This is a genomic window from Pseudomonas jinjuensis (genome assembly GCF_900103845.1).
GTDB lineage: Bacteria > Pseudomonadota > Gammaproteobacteria > Pseudomonadales > Pseudomonadaceae > Pseudomonas > Pseudomonas jinjuensis.
This window is the reverse complement of record NZ_FNIJ01000004.1, coordinates 1-21,795: the sequence shown is the minus strand read 5'-3', so window position 1 is coordinate 21,795 and position 21,795 is coordinate 1. Positions and strand designations below refer to the sequence as shown.

Here is a 21,795-nt window from a genome sequence, read left to right as displayed (position 1 = left end):
GCATTTGCTAGGCTCAGAAGATCGACAATCCCTGCGCAGCATCGCGATTCTGCTGATGGGTTTCCTGCTGCTCGTTGGCGTATTGATCGTCGTTGCGGTGATGGCTGGCTGAGCGCACGGGAAGGGTCGAAACCCGGATACGCCGCGTGCCCCGCGGCGACCATTCCGGGTCTGGCGCCGTCCGGTCGCGCGCTGTGCAGGACGGTGCCACCCGGGCGGATCTTCCCCATCAAAGGAGTCACGTCATGGCTCACTCCGATACTCCCGCCGGTTCCGATCTGACCAGGGGCGTGCCCCTGTCCAGCGTGCCGGCCACTGGCGTACTCGCCGGCCACGTCGAAGGCGAGCCGGTCCTGCTGGTGCGAATGGACGATGGCCTCCATGCGGTCAGCGGTCTGTGCACCCACTACGGTGCGCCACTGGCCGAAGGCCTGGTGGTCGATGACGAGATTCGCTGCCCCTGGCACCACGCCTGTTTCAGCCTGCGAACGGGCGCCGCCCTGCGCGCTCCCGCCTTCGCGGCGCTGGCGACCTGGCGTGTGGAGGTCGTCGGCGACACGGTATTCGTGCGCGGCGCGGAAACCGGCGCCCAGCCGTCGCGGCCGGCTGCCCTCCCCAGCCAGCCCGAGCGGATCCTGATCCTGGGTGGCGGCGCCGCGGGGTTCGCGGCGGCCGAGCGGCTGCGCGAACTGGGCTATTCCGGCGCGCTGACGATGCTCAGCGCCGATGCATCGGCGCCCTATGACCGGCCCAACCTGTCCAAGGACTACCTGGCCGGCACCGCACCGGAAGACTGGATTCCACTGCGTGGCCCGAAGTTCTATGCCAATCGGCAGATCGACCTGCGCCTCGGCTGCGAGGTCAGCGCGATCGATACCGGCGCACGGGAAGTGCAGACCGCATCGGGCGAACGGCTGGCCTATGACGTCCTGCTCATCGCCACCGGTGCGGAACCGCGGCGGCTGCCCATCCCCGGGTTCGACCTGCCCAACGTGTTCATGCTGCGCTCGCTGGCCGACGCCCGGGCGATCGTCGCGGCGAGCCAGGGCGCGACCTCGGTGGCCCTGATCGGCGCCGGCTTCATCGGCATGGAGGCGGCGGCCGCGTTGCGGGCGCGCGGGCTCCAGGTGCATGTGGTGGCGCCCGAGGAGGTGCCGCTGGAGCCTGTGCTGGGTCGGGAAGTGGGCGGCTTCATCACCGGCCTGCACCGGGAACAGGGAGTGCAGTTCCACCTTCGCTCGGGAGCCAGGGGCTTCGATGGCAAGACACTCACGCTGGACGACGGCAGCGGAATTGCCGCGGACCTGCTGATCGTCGGCGCCGGCGTCGCACCGCGCATGGAACTTGCGGCCAGGGCAGGAATGAAAGTGCAGGACGGCATCCTCGTCGACGCCCACCTGCAGACCTCGGTTGCCGGCCACTTCGCCGCCGGCGATGTCGCCCGCTATCCATACGGCGCGGAGCTGATCCGCGTCGAGCACTGGGTCCATGCCCAGCGCCAGGGCCAGGCGGCGGCCGCCAACATGCTGGGCGCCGGGAAGGCGTTCACCGATGTACCGTTTTTCTGGACGCACCACTACGGCCTGGATATTCGCTACACCGGTTACGCCCACGGCTGGGACGAGGTCCGCATCGACGGCACGCTGGCGAAGAAGGACTTCACGGCCCGCTACTTCCGCGGCGGAGCACTCCTCGCGGCAGCCTCGGTCGGGCGCGATCTGGAGAACCTGGCCATCGAGGCGAACCTGCAGGGGTGAGCGCGCCCGTGCGGCGGAAGATCAGTCCGGGGCTGCTCACATGAATCAGGCCGGAACACGGAAAACGGCCTTCGTGCTGGCCGGCGGCGGCAGTCTCGGCGCGGTACAGGTCGGCATGCTCAAGACGCTGACCCGGGCGCAGATCACGCCCGACCTGATCGTCGGCGCCTCGGTGGGAGCGATCAACGGCGCCTGCTTCGCCGCCTCTCCCGACGCAGACGGCGTCGCCCACCTCGAGCGGATCTGGCTGGCCTTGCGCCGCCCGGACATCTTCCCGTTCTCGGCGCTCGGCACGCTCCTGGGACTGCTCGGCCGGCGCGACCACCTGGTGCTCCCCCAGCGCCTGCGCGCACTCATCGAGTCGCAACTCCCCTACCGGCGCCTGGAGGATGCGGCAGTCCCCTGCCACGTCGTCGCCACGGACGTGCTGGATGGCACGGAAGTCATCCTGTCAGCAGGCGAAGCCATCTCGGCGCTGCTCGCCAGCACGGCCATCCCGGCGGTATTTCCGGCGGTCACCATCGCCGACCGGCCGCTGATGGACGGCGGCATCGCCAGCAACACCCCGATCTCCGCGGCGGTCGCCCTCGGCGCCGCCCGGGTGCTGATCCTGCCGACCGGAACGCCGTGCGTCCTGCGCACACCGCCGCGGGGCGCGCTGGCCAATGCGCTGCATGCGCTCAACCTGCTCGCCATGCGCCAGCTGGTGGCGGATGTCGAGCGCTTCGCCGGACGCTGCGAATTGCTGGTGGTGCCGCCGCTGTGCCCGCTGGCCGTCAACTCCTACGACTTCTCGCACACCGCCGAACTCATCCGCCGGGCGGCGAGCGCCACCGAACACTGGCTGGAGGGCGGCATGCAGAACAGGGATCCCGCCTGGGTCCTGGCGCCGCATCACCATCGCAAGGGCTGAATCACTCAACCGGATCGAGAAGCGGATTCGTGGGATGCAAGCGCGAAAAATCGACGATGGGGCTAACAGCCTGCAACCTTCGACGAACTCATGGGCGGATCGACTTCCGCGAAACGCTGGTTTCCTTGAACAGTTCGTACACCAGGGCCCTCAACCAGCGAACGGCAGCGTCATCATGGAAGCGCTTGTGCCAATGCTGGCGAAGCCGGAATGTCGGAGACTCGAACGGCAGCGCATGCACGGTGACGCCTCCGGTGCCGCGGAACAGCTCGCCGGCCTCCAGGGGCACGATGGCGATGAGATCCGACTGCGGGACGATCTCGAGCAGGCTCAGGAATCTCGAAACCTGAAGGGGCACCTTCCGGACGATTTTCTCTTTCTCCATGTAGCGCAGGATGATTTCCTGCGTCCGTCCCGGCGTCGTCACATCGATGTGTGAAGCGGCGAGGAACTTGTCCATCGTCAACTCGCCTTGCAGGTGCGGATTGTCCTTTGCGGCGATGGCGACGAAGCGACTGGTGAACAGCCCCTGCTGGTAGAAGTCGGCGCCTTTCAGGTCCGGATAGTTGCCGATGGCGAGATCGACATCGCCCGACTCCAGTTGCTGCGCCAGGACCGAGGGTGTCGGCGAGAACACCTGGAGCCGCAGATGTTGCCCGTGGCTGCGCAGGGCGCGGATCAGGAACGCCGTGAAGAAACTTTCGCCAACGTCGCTCATCGCGATGCGGAATTCCCGATTCGAACTCTCGGGGTCGAACACCGCCGGGCTGAGCAGGTCGGCCTGGATGCGTCGCAGGACGTCGCTCACCGTCTCGACCATGGCCAGGGCTTTCGGGGTCGGCTGCATGCCCGACTTGACGCGTACGAACAGCGGGTCATCGAACGCCTTGCGCATCTTCAGCAAGGCGTGGCTCATCGCCGGCTGGCTCAGCCCCAGTTCACGCCCCGCAATCGTCACGTTGCGGTACTGCATCATCGCGTCGAACACCACCAGCAGGTTCAGGTCCAGCCTACCAAAATTCATATTTCGAATTTCCACTATTCGGTCTCGCTGATTGACGAATATTCCTAAGAAATCGACCATCGCGTCAACGGGACATGGCACTGCGCTGAGCCCCTTTCACATAAAAACAAGGAGGCAAATATGGATCTTCCCATCATCGTGGTGGGTGGTGGTCTGGGTGGCCTGAGCCTTGCCCTGGCACTCGGCCAGAAGGGGCGCCGGGTACACATCCTGGAGCAGGCGCCGCAGATATCCCCCATCGGCTATGGCATCCAACTCGGGCCGAATGTGTTCAAGGCATTCGACCGGCTGGGGATTTCGGAGACGGTCAAGGCCGCCGCGGACTTTCCGCTCTCCCTGGTCATGCCGGATGCGGAAAGCGGCCAGACCCTGGCGCAGGTGCCTCTGAAGTCGGAGAAATTCCACCGCCGGTTCGATAACCCCTACATCGTGATCCACCGGGCCGACATCCATAACATCCTGCTGGAAGCCTGCCGCCGCACGCCGGGCATAGAACTGACGGTCAACGCCACCGCGGTGCAGTTCGAAGACCGTGGCCGCGACGGCGTGTGCGTCACCTGCGCGGACGGGCGCCGTTTCGATGGTGCCGCGCTGATCGGTGCCGATGGCCTCAACAGCAGGATCCGCAGTCATGTCGCCGGCGAAGCGCCGGCCCGGGCGGTGGGCTATGTCGCGCACCGGACCATCATCGACATGAAGGATGTTCCCGCCGACCTGCCGCATCAGCACGACGTCGTGCTATGGGCCGGGCCGGGTTATCACGTGGTGCACTACCCGCTTCGCAACCGCAGCATCTTCAACATCGTCGCCGTGTTCAAGGACCCGGCTCCCGGCCACGGCGACCTGCGGGTCACGCACGAGGAGGACGTCCGCCACGTGTACGCCGAGGCTCACCCTGCGCTGAAGAAACTCCTGTCGATGATGGACCTGGAACGCCGCTGGGTGCTGGCCGACCGCGACCCGATCCGGCAATGGACGCGCGGACGCGTGGCCCTGCTGGGCGACGCCGTGCATCCGACGCTCCAGTCGCTGGCGCAGGGCGCCGGCATGGCGATCGAGGACGCCGTCTGCCTGGCGGACCTGCTGCACGGCATGGACTACGACTACGAACGCGCCTTCCGCGAGTATCCACGCCGCCGCCTCGTGCGCAGCGCACGCATCCAGCTCGGCTCGCGCGAGCTGTGGGAGTTCTATCACGCCGAAGGCATCGCCCGCGAAGTGCGCGACGCCGGATTGAAGGAGCGTGGCGAGGACGACTACTACGACTGCCTCGAGTGGATCTGGAAGGGCGACCCTTCCCTCGTTCAAGCCTGACCGCCGCCTGTAGCCAGGCGATTTCAAGAACAAGGAACACATCATGAGCACACACACGAAAGTCGCTGTGCAGGATAGCCCTGCGCCCGAAAACGGCATCGCCTATCGCGAACGACTGGCGGCACTCAACGTCGCCCCCTTGTGGGACGTCCTGAAAGGGCTGGTTCCGACCGAGCCCCGCGCGAAATCCAGGCCGCATAACTGGCAGTGGGCGCAGATGCGCGAGCGGCTGATCGAGTCGGGCAGCGTCGTCAGCGCCGAAGAGGCGGAGCGGCGCGTGCTGATGCTGGGCAACCCCGGCATGGACGGGCTGCCCTATGCCACCGACACGATGTATGCGGGCCTGCAGCTGATTCTGCCTGGCGAAATCGCCCGCGCGCATCGCCATACCCAGTCCGCACTGCGTTTCGTGCTCGAAGGCGTCGGCGGCTATACGTCCGTCGATGGCATTCGCACCGAGATGCATCGGGGCGACTTCATCGTGACGCCTGCGTGGACCTGGCACGACCACGGCAATGACGGCGACGGCCCGGTCATGTGGCTCGACGGGCTGGACCTGCCGCTCGTGAGCTTCCTGCGCGCCGGATTCCGCGAAGAGTACGGGGCTGCCACGCAGTTTCCTCGCCGCGGCGAATCCGACCAGGTTCTGCTGCGCTACTCCGACGCGCTGCTGCCGCTGGAGAGCACGCATGCGGGAGCGAGTTCCCCGATCTTCAATTATCCGTATGCGCGGACGCGGGAAGTCCTCGATCGGCTCGCGCGTCATTCGGACATCGATTCCTGCCACGGCGTCAACGTTCGCTACGCCAATCCGCTGACCGGCAGCTGGGCGATGCCGACGATCGCCGCCTCGATGCGCCTCATCCCGCGCGGCTACACCACCGAGTTCTTCCAGTCTGTGGAAGGCACCGTGCTGGTCGGCGTCGAAGGCGCCACTTCGGTCGAGATCGAGGGCGCCGGCCGCTTCGATATCGCCGCCAACGACGTGTTCGCGGTGCCCGGCTGGAGCCGCTGGCGCATGAGCGCCGGGGCGAGCGAAGACTCCGTGCTGTTCGCCTACTCCGATCGACCCGTCTTCGAAAAGCTCGGCCTCTACCGCGAAAAGCGCGGCTGACCCCAACTGATACAGGAACAAGCCATGAAAATCTGCCGCTTCAACGACAACCGTATCGGCATCGTCCGCGACGATATGGTCCACGACATCACCCCGCTGTTCGCATCGCTCGGCGAACCGGGCTGGCCGTATCCGTCCTACGACTGGATCATCGGCAACTTCCCCCGCGTCCGGGACCAGATCGAGCCCTATCTCGCCCGCGCCGCCACCCTCCCCCTGTCGGCGGTGACGCTGCGGGCGCCGGTGGCGAACCCGGGCAAGATCATCGGTGCGCCGATCAACTACCGCGATCACATCGACGAGGCCAACGCCGACCAGCAGATCGCCCATGGCAAGACCTTCACCACGCTCGACCAGTACGGCCTGTTCCTGAAGGCCACCACCGCGCTGACCGGGCCGGACGGCACTGTCGAAATCCCCTTCCCGGAGCGCCGTACCGACCACGAGATCGAGCTGGGCGTGATCATCGGCAGGAAGGCCAGGCGGGTGCCGCGCGAGCGCGCGCTGGAGTACGTGTTCGGCTACTGCGTCGCGCTCGACATGACGGTGCGCGGCCCGGAATTCCCGGGGTTCCGCAAGTCGGCCGATACCTTCGCGGTCATCGGCCCATGGATCACCAGCGCCGACGAGATCGCGGACCCGAACAATCTCGATTTCGAACTCTCGGTCAATGGCGAAGTGCGCCAGAAGTCCAATACGCAGTACCTCATCTTCAACGTCCAGCGCCTGATCGAATACGCCTCGGCGATGTACACCCTGCAGCCGGGCGACATCATCATGACCGGCACGCCGGCGGGTGTCGGCCCGGTGCAGCCCGGGGACGTGATGCACGCCCGCGTGAGCGGCCTGGGCGAGCTGACCATGCGGATGGCGCAGCCATGAGCGGCAAGCCGACCTCGCAGGCCAGCGAACCCACGGCCGAGGCGCTGCCTCTCGCCGGCATCAGGGTGCTCGAACTCGGCTCGCTGATCGCCGGGCCCTATGCCAGCGCGCTGCTGGCCCAGTTCGGCGCGGAAGTCATCAAGGTCGAGCCGCCGAAGGACGGCGACCCGCTGCGCAAGTGGCGCAAGCTGCACAAGGACACTTCGCTGTGGTGGTACGTGCAGAGCCGCAACAAGAAGTCGGTCACGCTGGACCTCAAGCGTGAGCAGGCGCGTGACATCGTGCGCAGGCTTGCGACGCAGGTCGACATCGTCATCGAGAACTTCCGTCCCGGCACGCTGGAGAAGTGGGGACTCGGCTGGGAGCAGCTCTCGGCGCTGAACCCGAAACTGATCATGGTGCGCATTTCCGGCTACGGGCAGTCGGGCCCTTACAGGGAGCGCCCGGGATTCGCCGCGATCGCCGAATGCATGGGCGGGCTGCGCCACGTCACCGGGTTCGCCGACCGGCCGCCGGTGCGGGTCGGCGTGAGCCTGGGCGACACGCTGGCATCGCTGTACGGCACCATCGGTGCGCTGGTGGCGATGCATCACCTGAAAAGCCCTGGCGGCAAGGGGCAGTTCATCGACGTCGCGCTGTACGAATCGGTGTTCGCGGTGATGGAAAGCCTGGTTCCCGAGTACGCCGAATTCGGCTTCGTGCGCGAGCGCTCCGGCGCCAGCCTGCCGGGAATCTCGCCGTCGAATACCTATCCGTGCGGCGACGGCGACTATGTGGTGATCGCCGGAAATGGCGACGCCATCTTCAAGCGACTGATGCATGCGATCGGCCGCGACGACCTCGGCGAAGCCCCCGAGCTGGCCCACAACGATGGCCGCGTCAGGCACAACGACAGGCTCGACCAGGCGATCTCCGACTGGACCGCGCAGCGCCCCCTGACGGAGGTGCTGCGCATTCTCGAAGCCGCCGAAGTCCCCGGCGGACGCGTCTATACCGCCGCCGACATCGCCGCCGACCCGCATTACCAGGCGCGCGGCATGATCCAGCGCGACACCCTGCCGGACGGCGAGCCCATCGACCTGCCAGGCATCGTGCCGAAGCTGAGCGCCACCCCGGGACGCACGAAATGGGTCGGCCCCGCGCTCGGCGCGCATACGCAGGAAGTCCTGGAATCGCTGGGCATCGGCGCCGACGAGTTCGCCCGTCTGCGCGCCGATGGCGTGGTCTAGGGAGGTGTCGATGAAAACTGTCGAACGGCAGCGTTTGTACATCCAGGAAGTGTCGGTACGCGACGGCTTCCAGATCGAACCCCGGTTCGTGCCTACCGATCGGAAAGTCGAACTGATCGATGCGCTGAGCCGCACGGGCCTCGCCAAGATCGAGGTGACCTCATTCACATCGCCCAGGGCCATACCGGCGCTCGCCGATGCCGAAGAGGTGATGCGCCGGATCGAACGCGTCCCCGGCGTGCAGTACGCGGCCCTGGTGCCCAATGTGCGGGGCGCGGAGCGCGCCCTTGCCTGCGACGTCGATGAATTGAACCTGGTGATGTCTGCCAGCGGCACGCACAACCTGGCGAACCTGCGCATGACGCCGGAGCAGTCGTTGGCCCAGTTCGCCGATATCGTCGCGATCGCCGCTGGCCGCGCGCAGGTCAACGTGTCGCTGTCGACGGCCTTTGGCTGCCCCTTCGAAGGCGCGATTGCCGATGCCGTGGTGCTCGGGTTGCTGGAGCGCCTGGCGCAGATCGGCATACAGCGCGTCACCCTGTGCGACACCACCGGCATGGCCAACCCCGCGCAGGTCAGGCGCTTGTGCCACGCAGTCAGGACCGCCTGGCCCGGGCTGACGCTCACCGCCCATTTCCACGACACCCGCTCGATGGGCCTGGCAAACGCGCTGGCCGCGCTGGAAGCCGGGGTCGATCGCTTCGACGCCTCGCTCGGCGGACTCGGCGGCTGCCCGTTCGCGCCGGGTGCCAGCGGCAATGTCTGCACCGAGGACCTGGTGCACATGTTCGAGGCGATGGGCTACGACACGGGCGTCGATCTCGACGCGCTGCTCGTGCTCGCCCGGGGCCTGCCGGAGCTCGTCGGTCACGATGTGCCCGGGCAGGTGGCCAAGGCCGGTCCGTGGACGCGCCGCTACCCGGTGCCCGAAAGCCTGGGCGCACAAGCGGGCGTAACCGGCCCCTGCGGCGCCACGCTCGAGCCTGCTTCTACGAGGAACGCATGATGGGAACGACTCTGGTCGAGAAACTCTGGCGACGGCATGTCGTGCATGAAGCGGCAGACGGGCCCACTTTGCTGTATGTCGATCGTCACCTGGTCTACGAGGTGACCAGCCCGCAGGCGTTCGAAGGCCTGCGGCTCAGCGGGCGCACGCCTCGCCATGCGCGGACGGTGCTCGCCACCGCGGACCACAACGTGCCGACGACCACCCGCGCCGAGGGGATCGCCGACCCGCTATCGCGCATCCAGGTGGAACAGCTGAGCCGCAACTGCGAGGAATTCGGCATCACCGAGTTCGGCCTGGCGGACCGGCGCCAGGGGATCATTCATGTGGTCGGTCCGGAGCAAGGCGCCACGCTGCCCGGCATGACGGTGGTCGCGGGCGACTCGCATACGAGTACGCACGGTGCGTTCGGGGCGCTGGCATTCGGTGTCGGCACCTCGGAGGTCGAGCACGTGCTGGCCACCCAGTGCCTGTCCGTGAGCCGGATGACGCCGATGCTGGTGCGCATCGAGGGTGAGTTGCCACCGGGGGTGACGGCAAAGGACCTGATCCTGCACATCATCGGCCGGATCGGCACATCCGGCGGCACGGGCTGCGCCATCGAGTTCGGCGGGAGCACCGTCAGGGCGTTGTCGATGGAAGGCCGGATGACCTTGTGCAACATGGCCATCGAGGCGGGTGCGCGGGTCGGCCTGATTGGCGTCGACCAGAAGACCATCGACTACATCGAGGGCCGGCCCTTCGCTCCGCGCGGCGAACGATGGGACCAGGCCGTCGCCTACTGGCGCACCCTGGTCAGCGACGAGGACGCGCATTTCGACAGGACGATCGAGATCGATGCGACCACCGTGAAGCCCATGGTCAGCTGGGGTACCTCTCCGGAAATGGTCCAGCCCATCGACGGGCAGGTTCCCGACCCCGCGCTCGAACCCGACCTCGTGAAACGTGCCGGCATGCAGGCCGCGCTGGCATACATGGGGCTGCAGCCGGGCACCGCCATCGAGGCGATCCGCCCCGACAAGATCTTCATAGGCTCGTGCACCAACGCGCGCATCGAGGACCTGCGCGCCGCGGCCGCCGTGCTCAGGGGCCGGCATATCGCCCCGACGATCAAGCTGGCCCTGGCTGTCCCGGGCTCGGGGCTGGTGAAGGCGCAGGCCGAGGCCGAAGGGCTCGACCGTGTGTTCATCGATGCGGGGTTCGAGTGGCGGGAGCCCGGCTGCTCCATGTGCCTCGGCATGAACGAGGACCGGCTCCTGCCAGGCGAGCGTTGCGCCTCGACGTCGAACCGCAACTTCGAAGGACGGCAGGGCGCGGGCGGCCGCAGTCACCTGGTCAGCCCGGCAATGGCGGCGGCAACGGCCATTGCCGGCCATTTCACCTATCCCCTGGAGTCACGCTGATGCAGCCCTTCACGACGCTGGACGGCCTCGTCGTACCGCTCGACCGGGCCAACGTCGATACCGACGCGATCATCCCCAAGCAGTTCATGAAATCGATCCGGCGCACCGGCTTTGGCGACAACCTGTTCGACGAGTGGCGTTATCTCGATCGCGGGGAGCCGGGGCAGGACTGCGCCCTGCGGCCACGAAACGCGGATTTCGTGTTGAACGAAGCGCGTTACCAGGGGGCGTCGATCCTGCTGACCCGCGCCAACTTCGGCTGCGGCTCGAGCCGCGAGCACGCCCCCTGGGCGCTGCGCGACTACGGCATACGGGTGCTGATTGCGCCGAGCTTCGCCGATATCTTCCACGGCAACTGCTTGAAGAACGGCATGCTGCCCATCGTCCTGCCGGAGCCGCAGGTGCAATGGCTGTTCGAGGAAGTCGCAGCCAGCCCGAACTACCGGCTCGGCATCGATCTCGCCGCCCAGAGCATTACCGCTCCGGACGGCCGGATCATCGACTTCAGCATCGATCCGTTCCGCAAGCACTGCCTGCTTGGCGGCCTCGACGACATCGCCCTGACCCTTGAGCGGGACGCCGACATCCGTCGTTACGAGGAGTCGCGGCGTGCACTCGAACCCTGGATTTTCGAATCGCCCTGAAAGCGTGCCTGAAGATAAATAAATATAACGCGAGCCATAATACTGGGAGAACAACAATGAGCCAGGATTTTAGAGCAGCCATAAATACGAGCCCGATGAGCTCGTTTCAGAAAATGGTATTAATCGTCTGCATTGCCTTGAACATGCTGGACGGTTTCGATGTTCTGGTAGTTGCATTTGCCGCACCTCATCTGGCGGCGGACTGGCAACTCAACGGCCAGCAACTTGGAACATTGCTCAGTTCGGGTCTGCTTGGCATGGCGGCGGGAGGACTTTTCATCGCGCCCTTCGCCGACCGTATCGGCCGGCGACCGCTGGTGCTGATCTGTCTTTTCGTAATCGCGATAGGCATGCTGGCGTCCGCATTCGCCCAGACATACAACCAGCTTGTATGTCTCCGCATAGTCACGGGCCTGGGAATTGGCGGCATGCTGGCGAGCATATCGGTCATCGCCGCGGAATACGCTTCGGATAAATGGAGAACCGGTGCGGTCACGATGCTATCGACCGGCTATACGCTCGGCGCGACCATTGGCGGTGCGATAACCGGCGTACTGCTGGCGTATTACAGTTGGAGAAGCGCCTTTCTCCTCGGCGGCATCAGCACACTATTGGTCATTCCACTCGCCTTCTACGGATTCCAGGAGTCGCTGGATTTCCTGATCGCGAAGCGCCCCAGGGGAGCGCTTTCCCGGGTGAACGCAATACTGCGGCGCATGAAAAGGGAAACCGTCGAGCAACTGCCGGACCCGGATGGCATTGGACAGGTTTCATATGCGCCGATGGCCGGGACGTCGGTACCGTCGTCCGTCATGGTTCTGCGCACCCTGCTCATCTGGATTGCGTTCATCTTCGTCATGGCCGGGTTCTATTTCGTGATGAGCTGGACGCCCAAGCTCCTGGTGCAGGCCGGCATGTCCGCGACCCAGGGCGTAACGGGGGGCGTGCTGCTGAACGTGGGCGGACTTATCGGCTGTACGCTGTTCAGCCTGGTTTCCGGCCGTATCAAACTGAGGCCCCTGCTCACATGGTTCCTGGTCATCAGCGCCGCGTTGCTGGCTACTTTCGGCGCGAATGCGTCGGAACTGCAGTTCGCCATGCCGCTGGCGATCATCCTGGGCGCGACCATTTCGGCCTGCGTGGGAGGGCTCTACGCATTGACGCCGCTTCTCTACTCTCCCAAAGCCCGGGCGACGGGAGTGGGCTGGGCCGTCGGCATGGGACGCCTGGGTGCAATGGTCGCGCCGGTACTGGTCGGCATACTGATCGACGACGGCTGGGAGGCGCAAAAACTGTATTACCTGTTTGCAGTTCCCTTCCTGCTGGCAGCGCTGCCCATCAACCTGATCGCCTATACGCTCGTCAAGCGAGGTAATAGCGTAGCGAAGACGACATGCTAGCCATGCCAGATATTCGCAACTCATATCCGCTCATATAGAGACATTTTTATACCGCGCTCGCGTTACATCGTTTTTTTCGAGTAATGCGGAGTGTCATTCATTGTCCCGCACTTGCAACTTCACCCGGTGAGGTTGCGAGTGATTTGAACAATGGATGCTCCAGCGAGCGCGATTAAAAATTCTTATGCATGGCCATGAAGATGGTATTCGGCCAATTCTCAATCTCGCCTACTGAAAGTTCATCCATAAAAACAACAAGGTGATGAAACATGAATAATCGTTTTTCCCGCTGCAGGCTGTACAGCCTGGGGTTGCTCGCGGCTTTGCTGTCGGAAAGTGCAACGGCAGACTTCATCGAAGATGGCAGCGTCACGCTCACGGCGCGCAACTTCTATCTGGATCGGGACTACAAGGGTGAAACACCCTACTCCGCCGCCAGGGAATGGGCGCAAGGCTTCATTCTCAGGGCCAACTCGGGTTTCACCGAGGGGACCGTCGGCTTTGGCCTGGATGCCACGGGGCTGCTGGGCATCAAGCTCGATTCGTCTCCCGATCGAACGGGGACCCAGCTGCTGGCCTTCAACCCGGTGACGCGCGAGGCCAGGGACGAGTACTCCGAACTGGGCCTGGCGCTGAAGACGAAGATCTCCAGGACCACGCTGTCGGTCGGTACCCAGTTCCCGATGTTGCCGGTGATAACGGCAAGCCCGGCGCGTCTTCTGCCACAGTCATTCCGCGGCGCCCATCTGGTGTCCGAGGATCTGCAGCGCTTCACCCTGCACGCCGGGCGCATGGACAGGACCAACCTGCGGGATTCCACCGACTATCAGCCGATCTTCCTGGCGTCCCCCAATGGCCGCTTCAGGGCCGGGGCGACATCGGAGCGCTTCGACTTCTACGGTGGGGACTATCGCTGGGCCGACAACCTGACCCTGCGGCTGTTCCATGCGCAACTGGAGGATATCTACAGCCAGGACTTCTTCGGGCTGATCCACACATGGCCGCTGGGCAACGGCAAGCTCAAGTCCGACATCCGCATCTTCAACAGCCGGGATGACGGCCAGGCCAAGGCGGGGAAGGTCGACAACCTGAACGTCGGCGGCATGTTCAGCTACATCCAGGAGGGCCACAGCTTCGGGATCGGCCACATGCGTCAGTTCGGCGATACCGCCTTCCCCTATCTCGGCGGAGGCGAGCCAGCGGTGCTGAGCGACGGAACGCTGAGCGCGGACTTCGTGAACCCCAAGGAGCGCACCTGGGCCCTGAGATACGACTTCGACTTCGCGGCGGCGGGGATTCCAGGGCTGACCTTCATGGCGCGCTACCTGCACGGCGACAGCATCGACCTGCCCGCGCTGGGCGGCAGGGACATGACGGAGTCGTCCAAGGACTTCGAACTGTCGTATGTCATCCAGTCCGGCCCGGCGAAGAACCTGGCGTTTCGAGTCCGGGAAGCCTTCTACCGGAACCAGCAGGGCGCAGCCGCAACCTTCCGCAGCGACAACGAGACCCGCATCAACATCGACTACACCATAAAGCTCTGGTGAGCCTTGCAGGCGCTGCCCGCATCGGCGCGGGCAGTGCCCTGCCGACCGCCCAGGGGCGGCCAGCAGTTCCTGTCCAACCCCCGGCCAGATATTCGCGGGGCAGCATGCCGCTTATCATGTACCACGGTACGTAATCAGCGGAGAGACCATGGCACGCGGCGGTATCAACAAGGTGGTGGTGCAGAAGGCCCGGCAGGCCCTGCTCGCCCGGGGCGAACATCCGAGCATCGATGCGGTGCGGGTGGAACTGGGCAATACCGGCTCGAAAAGCACCATCCACCGCTACCTGAAGGAACTGGAGAGCGAAGCCAGCGCGGCCGCCCCGCCTACCCTCAGCGATGAGCTGGGCACCCTGGTCGGCCAACTGGCGGACCGGCTCGCCGAAGAAGCCGAAGCCTCGGTGGCCGAGGAGCGGGAAAGGCTGGCGCGAGTGCGGCTCGACTTCCACACCCAGCTGGAACAGGCGCAGGCGCGCATCCAGGCGCTGGAAGCGGAGAAAGCCGGCCTTGGCGGCCAACTGGAGGCGTCGTGCGAGGAGCTGCAGCGGACGCAGGACAGCCTGCAGCAGGTGGAAGTCGAGCTGGCGCGGCAGCGGCAGGCCGCCACGGACCTGCAGGTGCGCCTGGCCGATCGCGACGAGCAGGTGCGTTCGCTGGAAGAAAAGCACCTCCACGCCCGCGACGCGCTGGAGCACTACCGGCAGGCCAGCAAGGAACAGCGCGAGCAGGAACTGCGCCGCCACGAAGGCCAGGTGCAGCAGTTGCGGGTGGAAATGCGCCAGCTGCAGCAGACGCTGGTGCTCAAGCAGGACGAACTGACCCGCCTGCACCGCGACAACGAACGCCTGCTCGGCGAGATGCGCCAGTTGCAGAAGGAACAGCGCACCCAGGCCGGCCAGCTGGAGCGGCAGGCGCTGGCCCTGGAGGAATCGCGCAATTCCCTGGCCGAGGCCAGCGGCGCGCGGGCGGTAGCCGAGGAACGCAGCCGGCATCTGCAGGCCGAACGGGATCGCCTGCAACAGCTCGCGGAAGAACGGCTGCAACAGCTGGCGGAACTGCAGGAGGAATTGCAGCAATCGACGGCACGGCAGGAACTGCTGCGCAAGGCGCTGGCCGCGGCGGAACGCAGGGAAACGGGCGGACCGGAAGACTCCAGCCCGCCCGCAGCGCGCGGTTAGCTGCCCAGGGTCTCCGGAAGTCCGAAGATTTCCATCAGCGACTGCACCGCGGTGACGTCATGGCTGAGCACCACGATGTCGTAGGTCTGGCCGTCGCGGTCCTTGACGTGCTTGCCCAGCACGGCTTCGGCGCGGAAGCCCAGTTCCTCGAAGGCGGTGATCGCCGAGCGCTGGTCCACCGTCATCAACACGGTGAGCTTTTCCAGTTCGAGGCCGAGGGCGACCGCGAAGCTTTCCTGGATCAGCCAGCGGCCGAGACCGCGACCGCGCCACGTCGGCGCGACGAGAACCCGCAGCTCGCCGACATGGCTCGACCAGGACAGCTCGTCGACGATGATCGCGGCGCAGCCGAGGAACTCGTCGCCGCAGTAGGCGACCAGGCTGTTGATCCCGCCCCGCTCCACCGCTTCCATCCAGGCGGCGATCACCTTGGGATGGCTGACGTCGCGGCGGGCGAACAGCAGGTCGTGGGTCGGCAGCGTCTTGACGAATTCGCTGAAGGCCGGGCCGTCGGCGGCGGTCATCAGGCGCACTTCGACCGTGGCCTCGCCGAAAGGCATGCGGCGCGGATACTTGCGCATTACAGGCTTGTTCATACGGAGCGTTTCCCCAGCCATTGATCGAGTTTCGGCCACATCCGCCGGATCGCGGCAGGCCCCGCCACCAGGCTGAGATGTCCGCCCGGCAGCACCAGTTCTTCCTTGTCCGTCGAGCCGACGCCTTCCACCAGCGGCCTGGAGCACTCCGCATTGACCATCGAGTCGTACTGCGCGACCACGTGCAGCAGCGGCACCTTGATGTTCTGCAGTTGCACCTGCCGGTCGCCGATGCGCAGGGTGCCTTCGTACAGGCCGTTCTTCCACGCCAGCTCGGAGACGGTCTGGCGGTAGTACTCGCCGGCCAGCGGGACGGTTTCCTGGCCCATGGCGACCATCAGGCGGTAGGCCTTGACGAAGTCGTCGTTCCACATGTTGTCCCACAGGCGGATCTGCCCCACCAGGCGGGTCGCCGGACGATGCATCTCTATCGCGCGCTGGACGGTCGAGGTGGGCACCAGGCCGTCGGCGTCCAGCATGCGGTCGACGTTGAAGAATTCCTTGTCGGCCAGCTTGCCGAAGAACATGTGCCGCCAGTCGATCGGCGTGGTGAAGCACACCAGGTTCTTCAGCGGGCCATCGGCATGCAGCGCCGCGTACATGCTCGAGAGCACCCCGCCCATGCAGTAGCCCACCAGCGAAATCTCATCCACGCCGGCATGTTCCTGCACCCGGCGAATGCAGTCCGGGATGAAGTCGAGCACGTAGTTCTCGAAGCGCAGCTTGTTCTCTTCGCGGGTCGGCGTGTTCCAGTCCATCACGTAGACGTCGTAGCCGCGCGCGAGGAGGAACTCGAACAGGCTCTGCCCCCTGGCGAGATCGAAGATCGACGCGTTGTTGGTGGTCGGGATGACGAACAGCAACGGCACCCGATAGATCTCGTCCACCACCGGGTGGTAGTGATACAGCGCCAGGGTGCCGCGGCGATGCAGCAGCGTCCTTGGCGTCACGCCGACCTTGGGGTCGGGCGTGGTGAGGTAATCGATGCCCTTGAGGCTGCGTTGCACCAGTTGGCTGACCTCGGTGTGCAGGCGATCGGCGATGGAGCTCATGTTTCCCTCGAACTCACGGAGCGACTGCTTCGCTCATCGCCGTGGGCGCCGCTTCGGCACCCTCGACCTTGGGCTTGCCGGCCGCCTTGGCAGTGCGGGCCGGTTTCGGCTCCGCTACGGTTTCCACCGGCGGACGACGGGTACGCGCCGGGCGCGGCACGGCCACGGAAGCGGGCTGGGGAGTCAGTTGGTCGATCTTGTCCTCGACCCGCTGCAGCGCGGAGGCCAGCTCGATCACTTCACCACGGCTCGGTACGCGCAGACGCTTGTAGAGGCACTCCAGCGACCTTTCGGAGACATTCTGGAGACTCAGGGACACCCTGGAAATCCGGTTCAGGGCCCGGGCGACGTGCTTCGAATCCAGCTGCTCCGCAGCGATGGCATTGACCCCGGTCTCGAATTTGTTCAGCGCCGCGCGGCAGATCTTCAGGGGATCGGGAATAAACGACAATGGCACAATTATCTCCTTGTGTGTTTCTCACACGGTTGATTCGCTCGGAAGCGATGCACGCAATCTTCTGGATTTCCGCCATCCCTGCGGCGGGTCGTCGACGGGGAATGGGCGGGGCGCCGTTATCGCGCCAGACGACACTTCAGGCTCGACGGAACTGCCTGTATGAAGTCGAGACTGAATATCAAGAATACTTTCGTCTAATGGACGTCCGTCCTACCCTGCTCGGGTAGGCAGACCCTGCGCGGGCCTCGGCAATCGACGAACGGTCGCCTGAAACCTTACTGCCAGGCGGCCTTCCCCATTGGTTGCGGGATACGGGCAGGACGCGGGCGGGTTTCGGCAGGGCCAGTTTGTCTTCGACACATTGCACGTCGGCGGCGGACTGCATGGTCGAAAACGGAGCGAGAGTACCAACTGGCGTCAGCCAGTTGCCTACCTAGATAGGATGAACCTGGGAATACTCTGAACGATCGTCCCATTCCGAACTTGTAGGAGCCAGCTTGCTGGCGATCCTAGGCGCCGACCGGCCCCGGGGCTGCCGGAAAGTCTGCGATCGCCAGCAGGCTGGCTTCTGCGAAAAGCGGGACTGTGCGTCTCCATCGTTCCAGGGCGGGAACATGGCGGCACTTCGAAGCGGCAAAAAAATGCGCGGCGGAAAACACCCTGCCGCGCATCAACACTCAACCTTGGATCAGAACTGTTCCGCAGCCAGCTCGAACAGCGGCTCGCTGCCTGCGCGAATGCTCGCTTCCAGACCCAGCGTGCGCGGCAGCAGGCGGCGGAAGAAGAACTCCGCGGTCGCCAGCTTGGCGCCATAGAACGCTTCGTCCTCGCTACGCCGCGCCTCTGCGGTGGCGGCCATGCGCGCCCACATGTAGGCGTAGGCGGTGTAGCCGAACAGGTGCAGGTACTCCACCGAAGCGGCGCCGATCTCGTTGGGGTTGGCCTTGGCCTGCTGCAGCAGCCAGCCGCTCACCGCTTCCAGGCGCTCCAGCGCCACCAGCAGGTCGCTGCCGTAGGCGTGCTCGTGCTTCTGGGCGAAGTGGCGGGCTTCCGCGCAGAACTGGCGCAGCGCAGCGCCGCCGTCGGCGACCAGCTTGCGGCCGACCAGGTCCAGCGCCTGGATGCCGTTGGTGCCTTCGTAGATCTGCGCGATGCGCACGTCGCGCACCAGCTGCTCCTGGCCCCACTCGCGGATGTAGCCGTGGCCGCCGAACACCTGCTGGCCATGCACGCAGCTTTCCAGGCCGTTGTCGGTGAAGAAGGCCTTCGCCACCGGCGTCAGCAGGGCCACCATTGCCTCGGCATGCTTGCGCTCCTCGGCATCGTCGGTGAACTTCGCGAGGTCCAGCTGCTGGCCGACGTAGCAGGCGAAGGCGCGGCCGCCCTCGGTGAGCGCCCGCATGGTCAGCAGCATGCGGCGCACGTCGGGATGGACGATGATCGGGTCGGCGACCTTGTCCCTGTTCAGCGGACCGGTCGGTGCGCGGCTCTGCACACGCTCGCGGGCGTAGGCCACGGCGTTCTGGTAGGAGGCCTCGGCGCAGCCGATGCCCTGGATGCCGATGGACAGGCGCTCGTAGTTCATCATGGTGAACATCGCCGCCAGGCCCTTGTTGAGCTCGCCGACCAGGTAGCCGGTGGCGCCGTCGAAGTTCATCACGCAGGTGGCCGAGGCCTTGATGCCCATCTTGTGTTCGATGGAGCCGCAGGAAACGGCGTTCCTTTCGCCCAGCGAACCGTCGGCATTGACCATCAGCTTCGGCACCAGGAACAGCGAGATGCCCTTGGGACCGGCCGGTGCGTCGGGCAGCTTGGCCAGCACCAGGTGGATGATGTTCTCGCTCAGGTCCTGCTCGCCGCCGGTGATGAAGATCTTGGTGCCGCTGATGCGGTAGCTGCCGTCCGCCTGCGGCTCGGCGCGGGTGCGGATGATGCCGAGGTCGGTGCCGGCGTGCGGCTCGGTCAGGCACATGGAGCCGGCCCAGGTGCCTGCGTACATGTTCGGCAGGTACTGGTTCTTCAGCTCCTCGCTGGCATGCGCGTCGAGGGCCAGGCAGGCGCCGGAGGTCAGGGCCGAATACAGGGTGAAGCTGTTGTTGGCGGCGTAGAGCATTTCCTCGAACTGCACGCCGAGCATCTTCGGCATGCCCATGCCGCCGAACTCGGGATTGCCGGACAGGCCGACCCAGCCGCCCTCGGCATAGGTGCGCCAGGCCTCGGGGAAGCCGGCCGGGGTGGTCACCACGCCCTCGCGCCACTGCACGCCCTCCTCGTCGCCGCTGCGGTTGAGCGGTGCGAGCAGTTCGCCGGTGACCTTGGCCGCCTCTTCCAGGATGGCGTCGGCGGTATCGGCATCGACGGTCTCCGCCAGCTTCGGCAGACGCGCCCAGATGGACGGAGCCTGGAAGACCTCATGGAGGACGAAGCGCATGTCGCGCAGGGGTGCATTGAAGGTCGGCATTTCCACTTCCTCGAATCTGTTCGAACCTTGTGCAAGTCTAGGCATTCCGGGCGGCATGACCTATGCCCAAACTGCGCGCCGCCGGGCGGCAATTTTCGCCACTGCTGGTATGACAGACGGATGCACTATCATCGACAGCCTCATCGGTCCGGGCGGGAAAGCCAATGCGGGAAAGCGATTCGGTAGCGGCGTACTTCGTTCAGGCGGCCTTGCATAACCTGCGCGACGACCCCGTGCGGATGCACGCCGTGCTCGAACGCTCGGGCATCGATCCGGCGCAGATCGAGCATGCCGACAGGCGCCTGCCGGCCAGCGCCGTCACACGCTTCTGGCTGGCGATGGTGGACGAGCTCGGCGACGAATTCTTCGGCTTCGACTCCCACGGCCTGCCCAGCGGCGCCTTCGCCCTGATCTGCCGCGGGCTGATCCAGGAACCGACCCTCGGCAAGGCGCTGCAGCAGCTTCTCAAGGGCCTCGGGCTGTTCCTCCGCGACATTCGCGGCAGCCTGGAAATCCGCGGCGGACGGGCAGCGATCAGCCTGCAGACCCGGCTGGACGATCCGGCGATCCGCAGCAGCGCCGAGGAAATCTTCCTCAGCATCATCCTCGGCGTGCTCTGCTGGCTGGCCGGACGGCGCATCCCGCTGAACCACACGCGCTTCGGCCATCCCCGCCCGCCGCATGGCGCCGAGCCGCTGCTCTGGGGCCCGCTGCCGGAATTCGATGCGCCCTGCACCGAGGTCAGCTTCGACGCCAGCTACCTGTGCCTGCCGGTGGTGCAGGACCTGCCGGCCCTCAAGCACTTCCTGCGCACCTCGCCGCAATGGCTGGTGATCCGCTTCCGCAACCAGGGTCTTGCCGCCGAGGTCTACCGCCGCCTGCGCCACCACGACGACCCCGAGTGGCCGACGCAGACGGCGCTGGCGCAGGAACAGGGCATGACCGCCACCGCGTTCCGCCGCCAGCTGGAGCGCGAAGGCTTCAGCTTCCAGGAACTCAAGCACGAGGCGCGCCGCGCCATCGCCTTCGAACACCTGCGCGACGACTGCCTGAGCATCGGCGAGATCGCCAACCGCGCCGGCTTCCAGGAAGCCAGCGCCTTCCACCGCGCCTTCCGCCAGTGGACCGGGGAAAGCCCGGGGCACTTCCGCCAGCGCCTGCAGAGGTCAGCAGAACCGTAGGAGCAACTGTCCCGGCATCTCAGCGCATCTTGTTCGCGAGCAAGCTCGCTCCTACAGGTCGAGGCCGGGTTTGACGATTGTAGGAGCGGGCCATGCCCGCGACCGGTCGCGCCCGGGTGCGCTCCTACAAAAAGCCCCGCGTGCAACGATGAACCGCCCGAAAACGAAGAAACCCGCCGGATGGCGGGTTTCTTCTTCAGCGGATTCAGCCTCAGATGGCCGCTTCCAGCTCCGGAATGATCTGGAACAGATCGCCAACCAGGCCGTAATCGGCAACCTGGAAGATCGGAGCCTCTTCGTCCTTGTTGATCGCGACGATGACTTTCGAGTCCTTCATGCCGGCCAGGTGCTGGATGGCACCGGAGATGCCCACGGCGATGTACAGCTGCGGCGCGACGATCTTGCCGGTCTGGCCGACCTGCATGTCGTTCGGCACGAAGCCGGCGTCGACCGCGGCGCGGGACGCACCGACAGCGGCACCGAGCTTGTCCGCCAGGGAGTACAGCAGCTTGAAGTTGTCGCCGTTCTGCATGCCGCGGCCACCGGAAACCACGATCTTGGCGGCGGTCAGTTCCGGACGGTCGGACTTGGCCAGCTCTTCGCCGACGAAGGCGGACTTGCCGGCGTCGCTGACGGTG

At 65.6% G+C, this 21,795-nt stretch carries 19 protein-coding genes; 13 read left to right on the top strand and 6 right to left on the bottom strand.

What is annotated here, in order from left to right; genetic code table 11:
- Positions 1-245 precede the first annotated feature (245 nt).
- Both BLR75_RS06495 and BLR75_RS06490 read left to right on the top strand, forming a co-directional pair.
- On the top strand, positions 246-1,757 hold the full coding sequence (locus BLR75_RS06495) for an FAD-dependent oxidoreductase (protein WP_084314293.1): 1,512 nt from the start codon (positions 246-248) through the stop codon (positions 1,755-1,757).
- A gap of 40 nt (positions 1,758-1,797) precedes the next feature.
- Positions 1,798-2,670 (top strand): patatin-like phospholipase family protein, encoded by an 873-nt coding sequence (locus BLR75_RS06490; protein WP_084314292.1) that lies wholly within the window; start codon positions 1,798-1,800, stop codon positions 2,668-2,670.
- Between the two features lie 88 nt (positions 2,671-2,758).
- On the opposite strand, the gene BLR75_RS06485 is transcribed toward BLR75_RS06490, so the two are convergent.
- Positions 2,759-3,694: a LysR family transcriptional regulator gene (locus BLR75_RS06485; protein WP_169720284.1), complete on the bottom strand. Its 936-nt coding sequence runs from the start codon at positions 3,692-3,694 to the stop codon at positions 2,759-2,761.
- A 120-nt stretch (positions 3,695-3,814) separates the two neighbouring features.
- On the opposite strand from BLR75_RS06485, the gene BLR75_RS06480 reads away from it, so the two are divergent.
- The 10 genes from BLR75_RS06480 (at position 3,815) to BLR75_RS06435 (ending at position 15,410) form a co-directional block, all read left to right on the top strand.
- On the top strand, positions 3,815-5,008 hold the full coding sequence (locus tag BLR75_RS06480; protein WP_084314290.1) for an FAD-dependent monooxygenase: 1,194 nt from the start codon (positions 3,815-3,817) through the stop codon (positions 5,006-5,008).
- 43 nt (positions 5,009-5,051) lie between these two features.
- Positions 5,052-6,122, top strand: a complete 1,071-nt coding sequence (locus BLR75_RS06475; protein WP_084314289.1) for a cupin domain-containing protein — start codon at positions 5,052-5,054, stop codon at positions 6,120-6,122.
- A gap of 24 nt (positions 6,123-6,146) precedes the next feature.
- The gene (locus BLR75_RS06470; protein ID WP_084314288.1) at positions 6,147-7,004 is read left to right on the top strand and encodes a fumarylacetoacetate hydrolase family protein; all 858 of its coding nucleotides are present in this window, start codon (positions 6,147-6,149) and stop codon (positions 7,002-7,004) included.
- Complete coding sequence (locus BLR75_RS06465; protein ID WP_084314287.1) at positions 7,001-8,233, top strand: CaiB/BaiF CoA transferase family protein; 1,233 nt, start codon at positions 7,001-7,003, stop codon at positions 8,231-8,233. Before BLR75_RS06470 ends, BLR75_RS06465 begins: the two co-directional genes overlap by 4 nt.
- 10 nt (positions 8,234-8,243) lie before the next feature.
- Positions 8,244-9,239 (top strand): hydroxymethylglutaryl-CoA lyase, encoded by a 996-nt coding sequence (locus BLR75_RS06460; RefSeq protein ID WP_084314286.1) that lies wholly within the window; start codon positions 8,244-8,246, stop codon positions 9,237-9,239.
- A complete protein-coding gene (gene leuC / locus BLR75_RS06455; protein WP_090416018.1) occupies positions 9,236-10,642 on the top strand; it encodes a 3-isopropylmalate dehydratase large subunit in 1,407 nt (468 codons plus the stop codon). The genes BLR75_RS06460 and leuC overlap by 4 nt, the downstream gene beginning before the upstream one ends.
- Positions 10,642-11,286 (top strand): 3-isopropylmalate dehydratase small subunit, encoded by a 645-nt coding sequence (leuD, locus tag BLR75_RS06450; RefSeq protein WP_084314284.1) that lies wholly within the window; start codon positions 10,642-10,644, stop codon positions 11,284-11,286. Before leuC ends, leuD begins: the two co-directional genes overlap by 1 nt.
- A gap of 56 nt (positions 11,287-11,342) precedes the next feature.
- Positions 11,343-12,686 carry an MFS transporter gene (locus BLR75_RS06445; RefSeq protein WP_084314283.1) on the top strand — a complete coding sequence of 448 codons (1,344 nt, stop codon included), beginning with the start codon at positions 11,343-11,345 and terminating at the stop codon, positions 12,684-12,686.
- Positions 12,687-12,955: 269 nt separating this feature from the next.
- A complete protein-coding gene (locus BLR75_RS06440; RefSeq protein ID WP_084314282.1) occupies positions 12,956-14,233 on the top strand; it encodes an OprD family porin in 1,278 nt (425 codons plus the stop codon).
- Between the two features lie 148 nt (positions 14,234-14,381).
- A complete protein-coding gene (locus BLR75_RS06435) occupies positions 14,382-15,410 on the top strand; it encodes a DNA-binding protein (protein WP_084314281.1) in 1,029 nt (342 codons plus the stop codon).
- Here BLR75_RS06435 and BLR75_RS06430 read toward each other — a convergent pair.
- The 4 genes from BLR75_RS06430 to BLR75_RS06415 form a co-directional block, all read right to left on the bottom strand.
- Positions 15,407-16,006 (bottom strand): GNAT family N-acetyltransferase, encoded by a 600-nt coding sequence (locus tag BLR75_RS06430; protein WP_084314280.1) that lies wholly within the window; start codon positions 16,004-16,006, stop codon positions 15,407-15,409. The genes BLR75_RS06435 and BLR75_RS06430 overlap by 4 nt on opposite strands.
- Positions 16,003-17,058: an alpha/beta fold hydrolase gene (locus BLR75_RS06425; protein WP_084314279.1), complete on the bottom strand. Its 1,056-nt coding sequence runs from the start codon at positions 17,056-17,058 to the stop codon at positions 16,003-16,005. The genes BLR75_RS06430 and BLR75_RS06425 overlap by 4 nt, the downstream gene beginning before the upstream one ends.
- Positions 17,059-17,071: 13 nt before the next feature.
- Entirely contained in the window at positions 17,072-17,515 is a 444-nt protein-coding gene (locus tag BLR75_RS06420; RefSeq protein WP_139206998.1) for a hypothetical protein, read from the bottom strand.
- A gap of 688 nt (positions 17,516-18,203) precedes the next feature.
- Complete coding sequence (locus BLR75_RS06415) at positions 18,204-19,976, bottom strand: acyl-CoA dehydrogenase C-terminal domain-containing protein (RefSeq protein ID WP_084314277.1); 1,773 nt, start codon at positions 19,974-19,976, stop codon at positions 18,204-18,206.
- A gap of 164 nt (positions 19,977-20,140) precedes the next feature.
- Here BLR75_RS06415 and BLR75_RS06410 point away from each other — a divergent pair, with 164 nt between their 5' ends.
- Entirely contained in the window at positions 20,141-21,157 is a 1,017-nt protein-coding gene (locus tag BLR75_RS06410) for an AraC family transcriptional regulator (protein WP_084314276.1), read from the top strand.
- A 211-nt stretch (positions 21,158-21,368) separates the two neighbouring features.
- On the opposite strand, the gene BLR75_RS06405 is transcribed toward BLR75_RS06410, so the two are convergent.
- A partial coding sequence (locus BLR75_RS06405) for an electron transfer flavoprotein subunit alpha/FixB family protein (RefSeq protein WP_217633585.1) occupies positions 21,369-21,795 on the bottom strand: 427 nt, incomplete at its 5' end.